This window comes from Kitasatospora sp. NPDC088742 (assembly GCF_055584905.1).
On sequence record NZ_JBVJLD010000029.1, the window covers coordinates 1 to 16366 of the forward strand.

Consider the following 16366-nt stretch of genomic DNA (forward strand, 5'->3'; position numbering starts at 1 on the left):
AACTGCAGGCGCAGCCGCTCGGGGTACGGGCCGTACTCACCGATCGGCAGGTACGGCCCGATGAACTCCCACTCAGCGTCAGTCAGTTGCACTCGTGTCACACGACAGGTCTACCGGATCAGACGCGACAGCCGAGGCAAAACCCGCAGATTGATCACAACCAGATACGCACCCTAGTCATGGCCCGAAGAGCAACTGCAAGGGTGGGTGGCAGGCCGCGTCGACGCACCTACCCAACTCCATGATCAGTTAGGGGAAATTTAGGGGCTCCCGCGCAGCACCCTCCCAGGAGCGCCCGTCGGGACCCGCCGGAACGCAGAAGACCCAGGCCGGAGACAGCTCCTGACCTGGGCCTTGAGGGTGGGCGCAGACGGTTTCGAACCGCCGACATCCGCCTTGTAAGGGCGGCGCTCTACCGCTGAGCTATGCGCCCCCGCCGCGTGGTGCCACTGTGGGGTAGCGCACGACGAGGGACAAGAGTACCTGGTCCGGGCCGTGGTCCGCCGCAGTGTTCCGGGGTATGGGACCAAAGGGGGTGCCTGGATCGTTGGGTGATCGGCGAGAATGGGCCGGAGTGCAGTGGACGGGGCAGCAGGGAGCGTGGCGTGAGCGTGGCCGGTGGCGGCTGGTGGCGGCGGGGTGACGGCCGGCGGGAGGCTGCCAGGGCGGCTCGGGATGCCGCGCAGCAGGCGTTCTACGAGGTGGACTCCACCCAGCGGGAGGCCGAGCTGGCGGTGGAGACGGTGAAGGCCGCGGGGGGCGAGCAGACGGCCCGTCAGGCGGTCGCGGACTTCCAGCAGCTCGGGGCCCGAGTGAACGAGGTCACCGTCGCCTATCTGGGGGCGCTCGACGCGCAGGACCTGGACGACGAGGAGCTGGACGGTGCCGTGGCCGAGCAGGCGCGGCAGCGGCTCGGCGAGGCCGAGCGCCGGCTCACCGGGGTGAAGGGGGAGCTGACGGCGTTCATGGCTCGGCTGCAGCCCGTGATCGATCAGGCCGAGAGCCGGTTGATGCGGGTGACTCCGGCGGTGGCGCAGGCGAAGCAGGCGTTGCTGGGGGCGACCACCGCGTTGGAGCAGGTGCGGGCGGCGGGGCTGAAGGCGGATGACCTGGCGGCCCGACTCGCGCAGCTGGCACCGGAGTTGACGAAGCTGAACGAGGGCGCGGGCCGGCACGGGGTGGAGCCGACGCTGCAGCGGGCCGAGGACGTGCGGCTGCGGGCCGACGCGGTGCGGATCGCGGCGGAGCAGCTGCCGGAGAAGGCGCGGGAGATCGACCGGCGGGTGGGAAGTCTGCGGACCAGGATCCAGGCGTTGGAGACCAAGGCCGAGACGGTCGCGCCGGCGCTGAGCGAGCTGCGGCGCGGGTTCAGTGCGGCCTGCTGGCAGGACCTCCAGCAGGTGCCGGAGCAGGCGGCCGAGGCGGTCCGGACCGCCCGGGCCAAGCTGACCGAGGCGACCACGGCCCGGGACGGGCAGCGTTGGCCGGACGCGACGGGGGCGATCGGTACGGTCCGGGCGGTGCTGGACGAGGCGGACGGGCGGATCGCTGCGGTGCACGGGCGGGTGCGGCAGTTGAAGGAGGTCGCGCACGACCCGCACCGGGAGATCGAGCAGGCCCGGTTCGCGATCCGGGACGCGCAGCGGCTGGCGATGGCGGGGCGGCAGACGCCGGACCCGCGGCACGCGGCGCCGTTGGACGCGGCGGTGGCCCGGCTGGACCGAGCGGTGGCGGCGCTGGAGGAGTCCGGCCGGCACCCGGACTACTGGCATTTCCTGACCGAGCTGGCCGGGGTGAAGGAGAGCGCCGCCGGGGTGGTGGCGATGATCCGGGGTACCCACGCGTAGCCTGGCGAGGGAGTGACCGCCATCACATTACTGGCCAGTAACTTCCTTGCTAGAGTCGCCCCATGGCACGTAAGCGCGGCAACGTCACCGCCACCACCTTCCGACGCGGCATCAACTTCTGGCCGCCGTTCCTGTTCGCCGGCATCCGGGTCCTGGCAGTCTCCGACGACTTCCGCTCCGCCAAGGTCCGCCTGCGGCTGCGCTGGTTCAACCGGAACTGGGTCGGCACCCACTTCGGCGGCTCGATCTTCGCGATGACCGACCCGTTCTGGATGCTGCTGGTGATGCAGAACCTGGGCCGGGAGTACGTGGTCTGGGACGCGGCCGCCACCATCGACTTCGTCTCGCCGGGGCGCGGCGACGTCTTCGCCGAGTTCGTCCTCACCGAGGACCGGATCGCCGAGATCAAGGAGCTGACGGCGGAGGGGAAGAAGGCGCTGGTCTGGTTCGACACCGAGGTGCTGGCCGCCGACGGCACGGTGGTGGCCCGGCTGCGCAAGCAGGTGTACGTCCGCCAGAAGCGCCGCGAGGGCTGAGACCGACCGGCGAGCCGACCTGGAGGACCGCGCTCGTCGTCGCCATAATGCGGGCGGACCGACGGTGGGATGGCGCAGACTCGGACCCAGAGATCTTGTGATCGAGTGCCGAGCACCGCAGACCGAAGGACGATTCCCATGACCAACCGGCCGTTGACGCTGATGGCTGTGCACGCCCACCCCGACGACGAGGCCACCGGGACGGGTGGTGTGCTGGCGCGGTACGCGGCGGAGGGCATCCGCACCGTGCTCGTGACCTGTACCGACGGCGGCTGCGGCGACGGCCCCGGCGGTGTGAAGCCGGGCGAGCCCGGGCACGACCCGGCGGCCGTGGCTGCCGTCCGCGAGGAGGAACTCCGGGCCAGCTGCGAGGTGCTGAACATCAGTCACCTGGAGCTGCTGCGCTACGCCGACTCCGGGATGATGGGCTGGCCGAACAACGACGCGCCCGGCGCGTTCTGGCGGACGCCGGTGGAGGAGGCCGCGGGGCGGCTCGCCGAGCTGATGGAGATGTACCAGCCGGACGTGGTGGTGACGTACGACGAGAACGGCTTCTACGGCCACCCCGACCACATCCAGGCGCACCGGATCACCATGGCGGCGGTGGAGCGGACCGGGATCCCGGCGAAGGTGTACTGGACCACCATGCCGCGCTCCGGCATGCAGAAGTTCGGCGAGGTCATGCGCGAGCTCGGCTCGGACTGGGAGGAGCCGACCCTGGAGGAGGCGGAGAAGGAGGGCGCCGTACAGGCGGACGGGCCGGAGATGCCGGAGATCGGGCTGCCCGACGAGGAGATCAAGACCTGGGTGGACACCCGGGAGTACGGCGGCCAGAAGTACGACTCGCTGGCCGCGCACGCCAGTCAGGGCGAGAACATCTTCTTCCTCAAGATGGGGAAGGAGAGGTTCACCGAGCTGATGGGCATCGAGACCTTCGTCCGCGTGAAGGACACCACCGGGGCGCCTCTTCCCGAGGACGACCTCTTCGCCGGCTTGCGCTGAAACGGAGCACGGCCGCCGGCGGACCACACCGTTCCTCCATCAACGTGACGTTCCCGTGAGGCAGTTGTGACCTGACCCCTTGTCAGGTGCAGCGTTCGTACCTACCTTCGTGGATCAGGAGCCGGCCCCACCCGGCCGGCCGCCGCGACGGGCGCGACCAGCGCCGTCGCCGGACGCGCGACAAGACCTGGAGGCGTCATGTCCACTGCCGTGATCACCGAAGTCCGCGACGCGGGCCCGCTGTCGGTCGACGACGAGTTCCTCACCTTCGAGGACGACGACCGCAGCGACCACGAGGCCACCGCCTGCCTCGCGGAGCCGTGGGTGACCGCCACCACCCGCGTCGCCTGCGACTGGAACTCCTGATCGTGGCCGGGTCCACCGCCGGCCGCCGCAGGTCCTCGGACGACACCTGGTCGTATCTGACGGACCGGCGGATGCCGGCGGTGGACCACGGCTGGAAACTGCACGTCTCGGCCCGGCCCGGCGACCTCGACGCCGTCACCGGGCTGATCCTGCCGGTGCTACTGCGGCACGTCTGCCACGCCAAGTGGGCCAAGGACCAGGAGACCCTGCGCGCGCTGAACTCCGGTGTACGGAGCGCCGGTTCGGTCGGCAAGGCGGTCACCGTCTACCCGGCGCCCGGCACCGTTCTCGACCTGGCCGACGAACTCGTCGCCCTGCTGCGCGACCGCGAGGGCCCGCAGATCGTCAGCGACCGGCGGGTCGCCCCGCACGCACCCGTCTACTACCGCTACGGCCCCTTCACCGGCGAGTACCGCACCGGCCGCAACGGCCGGCTGGAGTCGGTCATGACCGGCCCCGACGGCCGGGTCTTCGACGGGCTGGCCACCGGGACGTACCGCTGCCCGCCCTGGGCCGAAGACCCCTTCGAGCGGCGGGCCGGGAAGCGTGAACACCCGGGCGGAGCCCATGAGTTCGGCGGTGAACGGTACCGGGTCACCGCCGGGATCGCGCGCAAGCCGCAGGGCAACGTCTACCGCGCGGAGGACCTGGCCACCGGGCAGGCGGTGGTGGTCAAGCAGGCGCGGGCGTTCGTCGGCGAGGAGGAGTCCGGCGCTGACGCCCGGGACCGGCTGCGGAACGAGCACGCGGTGCTCACCGCCCTCGACGGCGTGGCGGGCGTGCCCCGCGCGCTCGACTACTTCCGGCACCGCACCGACGAGTACCTGGTGAGCGGCAGTTGCGGTGAACGGGACCTGCGGCGCGAGGTCCTGCGCCACGGCCCCCGGCCCACGCGCGGGGTCGCGCAGTTGGGGGGCGAGCTGCTGAGGATCCTGGACGGGGTGCACCGCCGGGGCGTGGTGGTCCGCGACCTCAAGCCGGACAACGTGGTGCTCGACGCCGAAGGCCGGTGCCACCTGGTCGACTTCGGGATCAGCACCCGGGACGGCACGGGCCCGGACGGCGGCACCCCGGGCTACACCGCCCCCGGACGCCGGAGCGCGGGACCGGCCGACGACCACTACTCCCTGGGCATGACCCTCGGATTCGCCGCCACCGGACTGGACCCGGTGCTCGTAGACCCCGACCCCGCCGTCAACCGGGAGCGGACGCTCGACGCCCTGGCCTGGGCACTGCCCGGCGAGGAGCACCGCTGGATCCGGTCGGTGATCGGCGAGTTGACGAGCCCCGAGCCGGCGGAACGGGCCGCAGGAGCCAGGAAGCTGCGGAACGGGCCGGGTCCGTTGCGGACGCCAACAGCTGCGCAGCGGCGGCAGGTCGAGGGCGGCCTGCTGGAGGAGATCGTCGAGCACACCGCCGCCTACTGCGCCGCGGAGGCCCTGCGGATCGCCGACCCGGTGCTCTCCGCCCGCGCGAGCGTCCCGACCCCGGTCGACGTCTACGGCGGGAGTTCGGGTCTGGGGCTGGAACTGCTCCGGCACCTGCACCGGCCCGGCGTGCGCGAGGCCGTGGGCGCCCTGGCCGGGTGGACGGCGCGTCAGGCCGCGCGGCGGGAGCTGTCGCCGTCCTTCTACTCCGGCCGGACCGGCGTCGAGCTCTTCCTCGCCGAGGCGCGACGGGCGGGGGCGGCCGGGATGGCACGGACAGTCGGGACGACCGCACCGACCGCACCGACCGGGACAGCCGCGACGACCCACGGGGACGGGTCGGAGGAGCACGCGAAGGCCCTACCCGCCCGGGGCCTGGACGGCGGGCCGCCGGAGGCCGATCTGATCGAGGGCGTTGCCGGTATCGGCCTCGCCCACCTCCTGCTCGCCGGCCTCTCCCCCGCCGCCGGCCACCTGGCCGTGGCCACAGCCTGCGCGCGGATGCTCGCCGCCGACGAGGCCCGGCTGACGCCACCGGGCGCGGACCGCCCCGGGGACGCCGCGCTGCACCAGGGCCTGGCCCACGGCGACGCGGGCGTCACGCTCTTCCTCCTGGAGTACGCGCACGCGACCGGCGCCCCCGAGGCAGTCCACCGTGCCCGCCACGCCTGCGCGGAACTGGCCGCCGTCACGCCCGGCGTCATCGCGGCGGCGACCGCCCCCGGTGCGACCCGCCGCTACGGCTCCTGGTGCCGGGGCCTGGCCGGGATCGGGGCGGTGCTGGTCCGGGCCGCCGAGCGCCTCGGCGAGCCCGCCCACCTGACACTCGCTCAGCAGGCCGCCCGCGTCTGCGTCGACCTCGCGCCGCGCATGCCGCTGGTCAACCAGTGCTGCGGGCTGGCCGGAGTGGGCGAGCTGCTGGTGGACGTCGCCACGGCGTCGCACGAGCAGGAGTACTGGGAGGGCGCCGAGACCGTCGCCGCGATCATGCTGAGCCGAAGCGGCGGCACCCCGGAACGCCCGCTCTTCCCGGACGCCGGGCTCACCCGGCCGAGCGCGACCTGGGCCGGCGGCTCGGCCGGGGTGCTCGCCTTCCTCCGCCGGCTGCACGAGCGCGGCGGCTCCCGCCTCGGTCTCCCCCTGGCCGGTTGAAGGCGGGAGCGAGAGCAGGAGCGGGCGAGGGCACGGCCGGAGCCGCCGAGTGGGTACGCTGCCGCCATGCCTCGTTACGACTTCCGCTGCCGCTCCTGCGGCGACACCTTCGAACTCAGCCGCCCGATGGCCCAGGCCGGTGACCCGGCGGTCTGCCCCCAGGGCCACCAGGACACCGTGAAGCTGCTCTCCGCCGTAGCCGTCACCGGCGCCGCGGGCGGCGGCGCCCCGCAGCAGTCCGCCGGCGGTGGCGGAGGCTGCTGCGGGGGCGGCTGCTGCGGCTGACCCAGGACTACCGACGGTCCCCGGGGCTCAGGCCAGCGCCTGCGCCTCGGAGCCGGCCCCGGCACCGGTACCAGCCCCGGCACCGGCACCGGCACCGGCACCGGCACCGGCACCGGCCCGCACCTTGGCCAGGAACTGACGGACGATCTCCTCGCCCGCCGCCACGCCGACCTGGGTGAGCGCCGTGACGCCCGGCGCGGTCCAGCCGCTGTCGGCCAGTTCGCCGTGGCCGGGCCGCCAGGCGTGCTCGGCGGCCAGCAGCAGGTCGGCGTCGAGCAGCGAGTCACCGGCCGAGAGCACGGTGGCCGCGCCGACCCGGCGCTCGACCTCCGCCAGGGCGCCGCTCTTGCTCAGCGGGGTCGGCACCGCGTAGACCTTGCGGCCCTGGAGCGAAACCGACCAGCCGCGCTCGGCGCACCAGCCGGTCAGCTCGGCCAGCCAGCCCTCCGGGAGCTGGGCCCGCTCGACCACCAGGTAGGCGAACAGGCCGTCGGCCACCCGCCGCTTGTGGGTCCACTCCGGGTCGGCCGCCAGCGCGAGGTGCTCGACGACCTCCTCCAGCGGTGAACTCCCCTCCACCAGACGTGACTTCACCTCGGCCTGCCAGTCCTTGTCGGGCACCCCGCCCACCAGCAGCTGCCCGCCGTTGGCGCAGATCGCGTACGGGGGGACCCAACCGGGCGTCGGGCCGGGCAGGTTGACCCGCTCGTACTGGGCCCGGGTACGGGTGGTGGCGGGCACGAAGACCGCCTCCCGCACCAGGGCGACCAGCAGTTCGGCGGCCTGCTCGGTCATGAAGGAGAGCGCCTTGCCGTCGTGCACCTCCACCGAGAGCAGCCGGGGAGCGAGCCGGTCGGGCACGTCCAGGGCCAGGGCCCGGTTGGAGTAGATCAGGGTGCGGTCCAGGTCGCTGGCGACCAGGAACGGACGGTTCATCAGTGCTCCAGTCATCGTGCCGCGGCCCCTGCCCCGGCCTGTACTGCTTCTTCCTGTACTGCCCCTGCCGCTACCGCAGTTCCGTCGGCGCCGGTCGCGCCTCGAGTGTACCGGGGGTGGATCAGGCCCACGCAGGAGTACGGCAGGTCGTCCACCTCCTCGACGGGGACGCCCCGCTGCTCCGCCAGCAGGCGGACGTGCTCCAGGTCGGCCCCGGCGCCCTTGCGGGCCAGGATGCGCCAGGGCACCCGGCGCAGCAGGACCCGGGTGGTCTCGCCGACGCCGGGCTTGACCAGGTTGACGCTGCCGATGCCGTACTCGGCGCTGATCCGCTCCATCCCGGCCCAGCCGGCCCAGTCCGGCGTGCGGTCCGCCGCGCCGGGCCCGGAGAGCAGGTCCAGGGCGGCCGCCTCGGCGGCGGCCCGGACGGCGTCGAAGCGGGCGGCCACCGCGTCCACGAACTCGGCCGAGACGTCGGCGCCGGCCAGCTCGCGGTAGTACTTGGCGCCGTGGAAGTCGTCCGGGCCGATCAGGTCGTCCCGCAGCACGGTGCGCGAAATCAGGCCGGACACCGTGGAGTTGAGGCAGGCGGACGGGATCAGGAAGTCGTCCCGGGTGCCGTAGGTGCGCACGCAGCGGCCCGGGTCGGCGAGCACCGCGAGCTCGGGGTTGAAGCCGGATCCCTCGACCGCGGCGGCCAGTTCACGGGTGATCGCGCCCTTGCCCGTCCAGCCGTCCACGAAGACCACCCGGGCCGGGTCGTGGTGGGCGGCCAGGTAGCGCAGGGCGGTCCGATCGATGCCCTTGCCCCGGACGATCGAGACCGCGTAGTGCGGGGTGTCCAGGCCGTGCGAGGCGGCGAACCAGCGGCGCAGAAGGATGCCCACCGGGGTACCGGCCCTGGCCAGCGAGGCGAAGACCAACTCCCGCCCGTCACCGAGCCGTTCGGCCCGCAGCAGCTCGGCCACGGTGCCGACGGCCAGCGCCATCCGGTCCACCGAGGCGGCCAGCGCCTGCCGGTAGAGCTCCTGGTACTCGGCGCTGGGCTGGTACTCGACCGGCAGCGACTCGGCGTAGTGCGCGCCGCCGGACTGCACCGCCTCCTCGCGCTCCTCGGTCGGGGCCTCCAGGGCGACCTCGGAGAGGTCCTTGAGCAGCCAGCGGACGTCCGAGGCCGGGTAGGAGGAGAAGCCGGGGCCGTGCAGCGGGGCGGGCAGGTGCATGGGAGTGCCTTCGGACGGAACGGTGAGAGGCAGGACGGCCAGGACCACCCGGTCGGTGACCAGGCGGAGTTGGCGCAGCAGACCCTGGTGCAGCTCGGCGGTGTCGGCGGGCTCGTCCACCACCAGCACGACGGCGTCGAAGCGGCCCGAACCGTCCGCGGCCGGCGCCACGTTGTAGGCGTAGCGCTCGCCGGGGCCGTCGGCCGGGTCGTCGTGGGCGGGGAAGGCGAGCCGGGTGCGGATCGCGTAGCCGGGGTGGTCCACGGCCAGCACCGGGGAGCGGGTGGTGGTGGAGAACCGGACCTCGGCGTCCAGCAGCTCGTCCAACGCCCCGGCGATCCGCAGCGGCGCGTACATCAGCTCCTCGAAGCCGAGCACCAGCACCCGCCCTGCCCCCTCCAGGGCCGGGGCCAGCGCGGCGGCCAACTCCGGCAGGGTGGAGGACAGTTGCGCGGCATGGGCGGCGGTGAAGCCGTGCCGCCCGCCCTCCGGCAGCCCGGCCGGCCAGGGCAGCGACACCCGGGACAGCGGAGCCGGAGCGCCCTCCAGCGGCGCGGCCGGAGCAGCGGCCGCGATCAGCTCCGCGGCCCGCTCCAGCACGTCGTCCGGCAGCTCGACGCCGCCCGAGGCGGTGGCCACCACGTCCAGCCGGGCGCCCAGTTCGGCCGCGGCGGCGGCCAGGACGGCCCGGTCCCCCTCGGTGCGCAGGTCCACCAGCGCGACCACCACGTAGTGGCTGCGCGGGTGCCTGGCGTGCAGGGCGCGGACGGTGTTGAGCACGGTGCGGCCGGTGGAGAACTCGTCGTCCACCAGGACCAGCGGGCCGTCGCCGCTGAGGAAGTCAGGGTCGGCCGGGAGCAGCAGGTGGGAGGTGGCGTGCGAGTGCTCCTCCTCGAAGCCGCCGGCCGGGGCGATGCCCGCCACCGGCCGCCGGGTGGAGTGCAGGTACGGGACGCCCAGACCGTCGGCCACGCTGTGGCCGAGCGCCGTCGCGGTCTCCGCGTAGCCGAGCACCACCGCCCGGGCGGCCTCCGCCTCGCCCAGCAACTCCCGTACCCGGGCGGCGAGTTCGAGCCCGGCGCCGTGCACCACGGCGGGCCGCTGCGGCACGTGCTTGCCGAGCACCCGGGAGACCAGCAGGTGGGCCCGCTTGGGGTTCTCCCGGAGCGCCAGCCCGATCAGCCCTGGCAGTTCGGGCGAGCCGGTGAGCCGTAGCCCGAGCCGCTCGGTGACCCACTCACCGGACCACACGTCCGTCGTTCCCTGGTTTCCCTGCTGAACTGCCAAGACTCCTGCTTCCGTTGTGCACGTACCGTCGATCGAAGGACTCAGGGGCAGAGGCTCGCGCCGAGCAGCTCGGCGAAGCTGACCTCCGGCCGGGCCACCCCGAACACCTCGGCCCGCAGCAGCACCCGCTCGGCCCAGGCCCGGTGCGGCTTGGCCTCGTTCATCTTGTTGGTGTACGCCGAGCGCAGCACCCCGCCCCCGCCCCGGCTCTGCTGGAGGATGTCCTGCGCGTCGGAGTACTCCTCGTGGGTGACCACCGAGAGCGCGTGCACCGCCGGGACGTGGCTGGGGTGGATGCAGGTCTTGCCCAACAGGCCGTTGGCGCGGTCGAGTTCGATCTCGCGGAGCAGCCCGTCCAGGTCGTGCTCGATGATCCGCTGGCGCAGCCCCTCGGCCGGCGGCTGGGCCTCCACGAAGGGGGTGCGGCGCAGCTGCGGCTTGAACATCCGCTCCTGCACCGGGAAGTACTCCCAGACCGGGCCGGTGACGGTGTACCCGGTGCCGTCGGCGCGGCCGAGCACGTTCACCACGTCCCCGATCACCCCGGCCACCAGGGCCACGTCGTAGGCGGTCAGGTCGGGCGAGCGGCGCAGCCCGTAGGCCGAGCAGAGGTCGGTGACGCCGAGTCGGACGGCCAGCACCCGCTCGCGGTGCTTCTCCAGCAGCCGGGCGATGCCGAACAGCTGGTCCCGGCGGCTCTCCAGGTGGGCCAGCTCCGGGGACTCCAGCACCGGCATCGCGAACAGCCGCTGGCCGGAGCTCTCCGAGGCGGCCGCCAGGGCCTCCAGGAAGGGCCCGCCGCTCTCCTCGGTGAACTTGGGCAGCACGTACCCGGAGACCAGCGCGGCGGCCGGGCCGAGACGCGCGGTGAGGTCGGTGACCTGCTCGGGGGTGCGGACCCGGACGAAGAGCAGCGGCAGCCCGGCCCCGCCGTCGGCGTGCAGCTGGGCCAGCTGGGTGACGAGGTTGGCCTCCGCGGCGACCACCTCGTGGTCGGCTATCGCGTCCTCCAGGCAGAGCACCATCGAGACCACGCCCTTGGCCGCCTGCTTTCGCACGTCCGCCGCCAGCGTGGAGCGGGTGGCGGGGCTGTAGAGGGTGGCCCCGAGCGCGGTGGAGAGCAGCTCGGTGGGGCTGTCCCGGTGGAACTCCCCGGGCTGTTCCAGGAAGAGCCGGCCGCGGTCGGCTGCGGCGAGATGGCCGAAGTGGCGCATGGTGCTCTCCCGTGGGGCGCTGGGGTCGGTGGCGTGGGCTTCTCTGGATAGACGGACGGGCCGTCCCGATGGTTCGCCGGGCGGCTCGGGGCCGCACGCGGGCGAAGGCGGGCGGGGACGGTGAGAGAGGGCGAGGGAGGCGGGGCGCCGATGCGACGGTGGGTCGGCGTGCCGTAGGCGGCCCATGGTACGGGTGATTCCGATCTTCCCGACCACCTGAAACGTCGAATTCTCGGAAGATTACCGTCCGCGTCACATCTCGCCCCCGCACCGGATCGGCCCCGGGTTGACAGCCGCGTTGTCCGGAACGGTCGGGAAGCGGCAGGATGGTCCGTCATGACGCACCTGATGGCCAAGGGGGCCAACATCTCGCTGGCTACCGCCGGGGTCCGTGCGGTGCTCCGCTGGACCACCGGTCCGGGCGCGCCCGACGTGGACGCCTCGGCGCTGCTGCTCGGCGCGGACGGACTGGTCCGCACCGACGCCGACTTCGTCTTCTACAACCAGCCCCGGCACCCCAGCGGCCTGGTCCGCCACCTGCGCAAGCAGAGCAGCGGGGCGGAGGTCGCCGACACGGTCGAGGTCGAGCTGGCCCAACTCCCGGCGGACGTCCACCGGGTGGTCCTGGCCGGCTCCGCCGAGGGCGGCCCGGTCTCGGCCCTCGACGACCTCCGGATCCAGCTGCACGACATCGAGGCGCCGTCCGGCACCCCGCCGATCGCCGAGTTCGTGCTCGACGACGTCGAGGAGGTCACCGCCCTGGTGGCCGCCGAGCTCTACCGGCGCGGCGGCGGCTGGAAGTTCCGCGCGATCGGCCAGGGCTACGCCAGCGGCCTGGTCGGGCTGGCCACCGACTACGGCATCACCGTCGAGGACGGGTCGGCCACCCACGCCCCCGCGGTGCCGCCGACCGTGCACACCCTGGACACCCCGGCCACCACCCCGGAGCCGGGCACCTACACCCTGATCCCGGCCGCACCCCAGCAGCCTCGGCAATCCCAGCAGCAGCCCCAGGTCCCGCCCCCGCCGCCGTCCTACCGCCCGGACTACGGCTACCCGCCGCCGTTCGCGCTCCCGCCGCAGGGGCCGCAGTTTCAGCCCCGCTGAGAATCGGGCAGAGCCACCCCCGGCAGTAGCAGGGCCTCACCCCTGCGGGGTGTCCGCCTTGTAGCCGCGCTGCCACTGCATCCCGAACCCGTACAGCCGGTCCAGGTCCGACTGGAACCCGTGCACGTACCGGACCTCCCGACGGACCGTCAACTGCCCGTCCCCGGTGTTCTCGATCAGCACCACCGCGCACGAACGGGCCGCCGCCGCCCGCTCGTCCAGGCTGATCTCCAGCCGGGGCCCGGTCTGCGGCACGATGGTCACGGTGGCGTGCGTCCGGTCGAAGGCCGGGGTGTCGTCGTAGATGTAGACGAAGATCAGCAGCCGCCGGAACTGGTCCTTCTTCTCCAGGTTGACGTACATCGTCTCGCCGGACGGCGCCCCGTAGACGTCATCCCCGCTGAGCTTGATGTACGGCGGCTTCTGCAGGTCGCCGAAGAGCTTGCCGAGCGGCTGCACCACCCCCCGCGTCCCGTCGGCGAGTTCGTACATGCAGGCCAGGTCGAGGTCGACGTTCACCTGCGGGCGGGCGTAGCTGTCCGGCTCCATCGGGCGCAGGATGCTCGGGTTGAGCAGCCGCCGCAGGGTGGAGCCCGAACCGCCGCCGGCCTCCGCCGTCCGGGCGGTCCAGTGCAGGTTGACGTACAGGTAACCGGTGGTGGCGGCAGGGCCGGTGAGGGCGTGCTGCGGCTGCGCCTTGGTCAGGGTGATCTTGTACTGGTTCCCGGTGTCGAAGCCGGTCCGATCCTTGCGCAGGTAATCCCAGAACGAGACCATCCGTGTGTCCCTCCCCCAAGCGGCCAGCCAAACCTACCGGACCAGTACCCCGATCGGGGGCGGAAGACCCCGCGTGTCACTGTCGCCGACGGATAGTCACCTCCCGTACCATGCACGACTTCTGGGCACGGTATCGTTCCCCCGCACACGTGTACCTGCCGTCCGTACCCCTCCGTACCCTGACGGCTGACCCGACCTGCGGAAGCCGAGGCCCACGCCCCCGATGAACCTCTCCTCCATACAACTGGTCTGGGCCGTAGTCGGCGGCGCGGCCCTGCTGTTCACCGCGCTGCTGGTCGCAGCGCTGCGGTTCAAGAACAACACCGTCAAGACCGACGAAGCGTCCGACTCCTGGGAGCGCAGCGAGGAGCGGCGGCGCCGCAAGGAGATGGTCTACGGGATCTCCTCCTACGTCCTGCTGTTCTGCTGCGCGGGTGTTGCCGCGGCCCTGTCCTTCCACGGCCTGGTCGGCTTCGGCAAGGAGAACCTCGGCCTCTCCGGCGGCTGGGAGTACCTGGTGCCGTTCGGTCTCGACGGCGCCGCGATGTTCTGCTCGGTGCTCGCCGTCCGCGAGGCCAGCCACGGTGACGCCGCGCTCGGCTCCCGCCTGCTGGTCTGGGTCTTCGCCATCGCCTCGGCCTGGTTCAACTGGGTGCACGCGCCGCGCGGCGGCGGCCACGACGGCGCCCCCGAGTTCTTCTCCGGCATGTCGATCTCGGCCGCGATCCTGTTCGACCGCGCGCTGAAGCAGACCCGCAAGGCCGCCCTGCGCGAGCAGGGCCTGGTGCCCCGCCCGCTGCCGCAGATCCGCATCGTGCGCTGGATGCGCGCCCCCCGCGAGACCTACGCCGCCTGGTCGTTGATGCTGCTGGAGAACGTCCGCAGCCTGGACGAGGCGGTCGACGAGGTGCGCGAGGAGCGCCAGGCCAAGCTGGACGCCAAGCTGCGCGCCCGGAGCGCGGACCGGCGCGAGCGCGCCGAGCTGAAGGCGATCTCGCGCTCCTCCGGCGGCGTGCTGGGCCGCGGCCGGGGCGGCCGCCAGGTGGCCGCGCTCACCTCGGGGTCCGGCGACGGCCAGGCCGCTACGGAGCCTGCGCTAGACGGTGACCCCATGGCGAAGGTCGGCCCCTCCGCACTGGAGCCGGCCGCGCTGAACCCGGGCCGCCGCCCGCGCGCGGCCGTGGAGTCCTCCTCCGCCGTCGACCTGACCGTCGAGGACGACACCCTGTCGATGCCGAAGCTGGACACCTTCGACACCCTGGAGCGCAAGCTCCGGGCGATCGAGCAGCGCCTCGGCTGAGGCCGCACCCGCACAGCACGCGGAAGGCCCCCGGTCCGTACGGACCGGGGGCCTTCCGCGTGGTGACGGAGGATCAGGAGGACGAGGCGCCCTCGAGCTCCGCCTCCTTCTTGTTCCGGTACACCGAGGAGGCGAACGCGGCGGCGATGAACGCGACGCCGATCAGGCCGGTGACGATCTCCGGGATGTGGTACTCGATCCCGACCAGCAGGATCACCGCCAGCACGCCGATCGCGTAGTGCGCGCCGTGCTCCAGGTAGACGTAGTCGTCCAGGGTGCCCTTGCGGACCAGGTAGACGGTGAGCGAGCGGATGTACATCGCGCCGATGCCCAGGCCCAGCATGATCATGAAGATGTTCTGGGTGATGGCGAAGGCACCGACCACGCCGTCGAAGGAGAACGAGGCGTCGAGGACCTCGAGGTAGAGGAAGAGGAAGAACGCGGCCCGGCCGCCGACCTGGATGATCGACTTGCCGGACTTCTCCGCCTCCTCCTCGGCCTCGGCGTCCTCCTCCAGGCGGTGCTCGAAGACGCTGGAGAGCCCGTTGACGGCCAGGTAGGTGGCGAGGCCCAGGATGCCGGCCAGCAGCACCGTCTCGGCCTTGTCGCCGGCGAACAGGTTGGCCGCCACCGCGATGGTGACCAGCGCGATCAGCGTGGAGAAGGCGTCCAGCTTGCCGATCTTCTCCAGCGGGCGCTCCAGCCAGCCCAGCCAGTTGAAGTCCTTCTCCTCCAGGATGAAGTCGAGGAAGATCATCAGCAGGAAGATGCCACCGAAGGCGGCGATCGCCGGGTTGGCCAGCTCCAGGTACTGGCCGTAGGTGTGACCGTCGTAGGTCTTGCCCTCGTTGAGCGCCAGGTCGATCACGGTCATCGGCCCGAGGTGGGCGGTCAGGCCGACCACCAGCAGCGGGAAGACCAGCCGCATGCCGAAGACCGCGATCAGGATGCCGACGGTCAGGAAGATCTTCTGCCAGTACGGGTTCATCCGCTTCAACACGGTGGCGTTGACCACCGCGTTGTCGAAGGAGAGGGAGATCTCCAGGATCGAGAGGATCAGCACGACGCCGAAGCCCTCCCACCCCCAGAGCAGACCGGCGGCGAGGAGGCCGACGGCGGTGATGCCGAACGACCAGCCGAATGTACGGAGGACCACGGAAGTTGACTGCCTTTCGAAACGGGTTGGGTGCGGGCTACCGGGCTACTGGACGTTGACGCCGAAGTCCAGCGCGATGCCCCGCAGGCCGGAGGCGTACCCCTGGCCGACGGCGCGGAACTTCCACTCGCCCTGGTAGCGGTAGAGCTCACCGAAGATCATCGCCGTCTCGGTGGAGGCGTCCTCGGAGAGGTCGTAGCGGGCGATCTCCTGACCGTCCGCGGTGTTCACCACCCGGATGTAGGCGTTGGAGACCTGGCCGAAGTTCTGCAGCCGGGTCTCGGCGTCGTAGATCGAGACCGCGAAGACGACCTTGTCGATGGTGGCGGGCACCAGCTCCAGGTTGACCACCACGACCTCGTCGTCACCGTCACCGTCGCCGGTCAGGTTGTCGCCCTGGTGCTCGACCGAGCCGTCGGGGCTGCGCAGGTTGTTGTAGAAGACGAAGTGGTTGTCGTCCGGCACCCGGCCGCCGGCGCAGAGCAGCGCGCTGGCGTCCAGGTCGAAGGCGGCACCCGTGGTCGAGCGCGCGTCCCAGCCCAGGCCGATGTGGACCTGCGTCAGGTTCGGCGCCGCCTTGGTCAGCGAGACGTTGCCGCCCTTGGCGAGCGAGACACTCATGTACTTCCTCCCAGTCCCCCGTCACCGGGGCTACTGCCACGGCCGGCGCCCCACCTCAGGGGTCGTGAACCCCCCAGATGTACGCCCCCGCGGCCCGTTCCGGGCCCTGACGGCCCGCTGAACTTGCTGA

Annotated in this window: 14 protein-coding genes and 1 tRNA gene; 8 read left to right on the forward strand and 7 right to left on the reverse strand. The window is 72.4% G+C overall.

The features are described 5' to 3' along the window. Positions 1 to 361: 361 nt before the first annotated feature. Positions 362 to 433, reverse strand: a tRNA-Val gene (locus ACZ6ZR_RS22315). Between the two features lie 172 nt (positions 434 to 605). Between ACZ6ZR_RS22315 and ACZ6ZR_RS22320 the strand changes: the two genes are divergently transcribed. The 6 genes from ACZ6ZR_RS22320 (at position 606) to ACZ6ZR_RS22345 (ending at position 6615) form a co-directional block, all read left to right on the forward strand. Beyond that, positions 606 to 1847 carry a hypothetical protein gene (locus ACZ6ZR_RS22320; RefSeq protein WP_465644859.1) on the forward strand — a complete coding sequence of 414 codons (1242 nt, stop codon included), beginning with the start codon at positions 606 to 608 and terminating at the stop codon, positions 1845 to 1847. 62 nt (positions 1848 to 1909) lie between these two features. After that, complete coding sequence (locus tag ACZ6ZR_RS22325) at positions 1910 to 2383, forward strand: DUF4442 domain-containing protein (RefSeq protein WP_465644861.1); 474 nt, start codon at positions 1910 to 1912, stop codon at positions 2381 to 2383. A gap of 138 nt (positions 2384 to 2521) precedes the next feature. Then, positions 2522 to 3385 carry a PIG-L family deacetylase gene (locus ACZ6ZR_RS22330; RefSeq protein WP_465644863.1) on the forward strand — a complete coding sequence of 288 codons (864 nt, stop codon included), beginning with the start codon at positions 2522 to 2524 and terminating at the stop codon, positions 3383 to 3385. 198 nt (positions 3386 to 3583) lie between these two features. Then, positions 3584 to 3751 carry an SflA family class IV lanthipeptide gene (locus ACZ6ZR_RS22335; protein WP_465644865.1) on the forward strand — a complete coding sequence of 56 codons (168 nt, stop codon included), beginning with the start codon at positions 3584 to 3586 and terminating at the stop codon, positions 3749 to 3751. Between the two features lie 2 nt (positions 3752 to 3753). Continuing rightward, complete coding sequence (gene lanL / locus ACZ6ZR_RS22340; RefSeq protein WP_465644867.1) at positions 3754 to 6330, forward strand: class IV lanthionine synthetase LanL; 2577 nt, start codon at positions 3754 to 3756, stop codon at positions 6328 to 6330. A gap of 66 nt (positions 6331 to 6396) precedes the next feature. After that, complete coding sequence (locus ACZ6ZR_RS22345) at positions 6397 to 6615, forward strand: zinc ribbon domain-containing protein (RefSeq protein ID WP_396292648.1); 219 nt, start codon at positions 6397 to 6399, stop codon at positions 6613 to 6615. Between the two features lie 27 nt (positions 6616 to 6642). On the opposite strand, the gene ACZ6ZR_RS22350 is transcribed toward ACZ6ZR_RS22345, so the two are convergent. From ACZ6ZR_RS22350 to ACZ6ZR_RS22360, 3 genes are read right to left on the reverse strand one after another with little or no spacing between them, the layout of a single operon-like run. Then, positions 6643 to 7551 (reverse strand): HAD family hydrolase, encoded by a 909-nt coding sequence (locus tag ACZ6ZR_RS22350; RefSeq protein WP_465644869.1) that lies wholly within the window; start codon positions 7549 to 7551, stop codon positions 6643 to 6645. Positions 7552 to 7562: 11 nt separating this feature from the next. After that, positions 7563 to 10061: a phosphoribosyltransferase gene (locus ACZ6ZR_RS22355; protein WP_465644871.1), complete on the reverse strand. Its 2499-nt coding sequence runs from the start codon at positions 10059 to 10061 to the stop codon at positions 7563 to 7565. A gap of 41 nt (positions 10062 to 10102) precedes the next feature. Beyond that, positions 10103 to 11275 carry an HpcH/HpaI aldolase/citrate lyase family protein gene (locus ACZ6ZR_RS22360; RefSeq protein WP_465644873.1) on the reverse strand — a complete coding sequence of 391 codons (1173 nt, stop codon included), beginning with the start codon at positions 11273 to 11275 and terminating at the stop codon, positions 10103 to 10105. A gap of 336 nt (positions 11276 to 11611) precedes the next feature. Here ACZ6ZR_RS22360 and ACZ6ZR_RS22365 point away from each other — a divergent pair, with 336 nt between their 5' ends. Continuing rightward, positions 11612 to 12382, forward strand: a complete 771-nt coding sequence (locus tag ACZ6ZR_RS22365; protein WP_465644875.1) for a TerD family protein — start codon at positions 11612 to 11614, stop codon at positions 12380 to 12382. Between the two features lie 36 nt (positions 12383 to 12418). On the opposite strand, the gene ACZ6ZR_RS22370 is transcribed toward ACZ6ZR_RS22365, so the two are convergent. Further along, positions 12419 to 13159, reverse strand: a complete 741-nt coding sequence (locus tag ACZ6ZR_RS22370) for a TerD family protein (protein ID WP_465644877.1) — start codon at positions 13157 to 13159, stop codon at positions 12419 to 12421. Between the two features lie 223 nt (positions 13160 to 13382). Here ACZ6ZR_RS22370 and ACZ6ZR_RS22375 point away from each other — a divergent pair, with 223 nt between their 5' ends. Continuing rightward, positions 13383 to 14459: a DUF2637 domain-containing protein gene (locus ACZ6ZR_RS22375; RefSeq protein WP_465644879.1), complete on the forward strand. Its 1077-nt coding sequence runs from the start codon at positions 13383 to 13385 to the stop codon at positions 14457 to 14459. Positions 14460 to 14532: 73 nt separating this feature from the next. Here ACZ6ZR_RS22375 and ACZ6ZR_RS22380 read toward each other — a convergent pair whose 3' ends face one another. Both ACZ6ZR_RS22380 and ACZ6ZR_RS22385 read right to left on the reverse strand, forming a co-directional pair. Next, positions 14533 to 15615, reverse strand: coding sequence for a DUF475 domain-containing protein (locus ACZ6ZR_RS22380; protein WP_465644881.1), 1083 nt, complete (start codon positions 15613 to 15615; stop codon positions 14533 to 14535). Positions 15616 to 15660: 45 nt separating this feature from the next. After that, positions 15661 to 16236: a TerD family protein gene (locus ACZ6ZR_RS22385; RefSeq protein ID WP_465644883.1), complete on the reverse strand. Its 576-nt coding sequence runs from the start codon at positions 16234 to 16236 to the stop codon at positions 15661 to 15663. Positions 16237 to 16366 lie beyond the last annotated feature (130 nt).

Bases quoted from the DNA above. Each gene is read 5' to 3' on its own strand.
- ACZ6ZR_RS22335 (WP_465644865.1), top strand. From the start codon at position 3,584: ATGTCCACTGCCGTGATCACCGAAGTCCGCGACGCGGGCCCGCTGTCG.
- ACZ6ZR_RS22350 (WP_465644869.1), bottom strand. From the start codon at position 7,551: ATGAACCGTCCGTTCCTGGTCGCCAGCGACCTGGACCGCACCCTGATC.
- ACZ6ZR_RS22345 (WP_396292648.1), top strand. From the start codon at position 6,397: ATGCCTCGTTACGACTTCCGCTGCCGCTCCTGCGGCGACACCTTCGAA.
- ACZ6ZR_RS22325 (WP_465644861.1), top strand. From the start codon at position 1,910: ATGGCACGTAAGCGCGGCAACGTCACCGCCACCACCTTCCGACGCGGC.
- ACZ6ZR_RS22365 (WP_465644875.1), top strand. From the start codon at position 11,612: ATGACGCACCTGATGGCCAAGGGGGCCAACATCTCGCTGGCTACCGCC.
- ACZ6ZR_RS22385 (WP_465644883.1), bottom strand. From the start codon at position 16,236: ATGAGTGTCTCGCTCGCCAAGGGCGGCAACGTCTCGCTGACCAAGGCG.
- ACZ6ZR_RS22370 (WP_465644877.1), bottom strand. From the start codon at position 13,159: ATGGTCTCGTTCTGGGATTACCTGCGCAAGGATCGGACCGGCTTCGAC.
- ACZ6ZR_RS22375 (WP_465644879.1), top strand. From the start codon at position 13,383: ATGAACCTCTCCTCCATACAACTGGTCTGGGCCGTAGTCGGCGGCGCG.
- ACZ6ZR_RS22360 (WP_465644873.1), bottom strand. From the start codon at position 11,275: ATGCGCCACTTCGGCCATCTCGCCGCAGCCGACCGCGGCCGGCTCTTC.
- ACZ6ZR_RS22330 (WP_465644863.1), top strand. From the start codon at position 2,522: ATGACCAACCGGCCGTTGACGCTGATGGCTGTGCACGCCCACCCCGAC.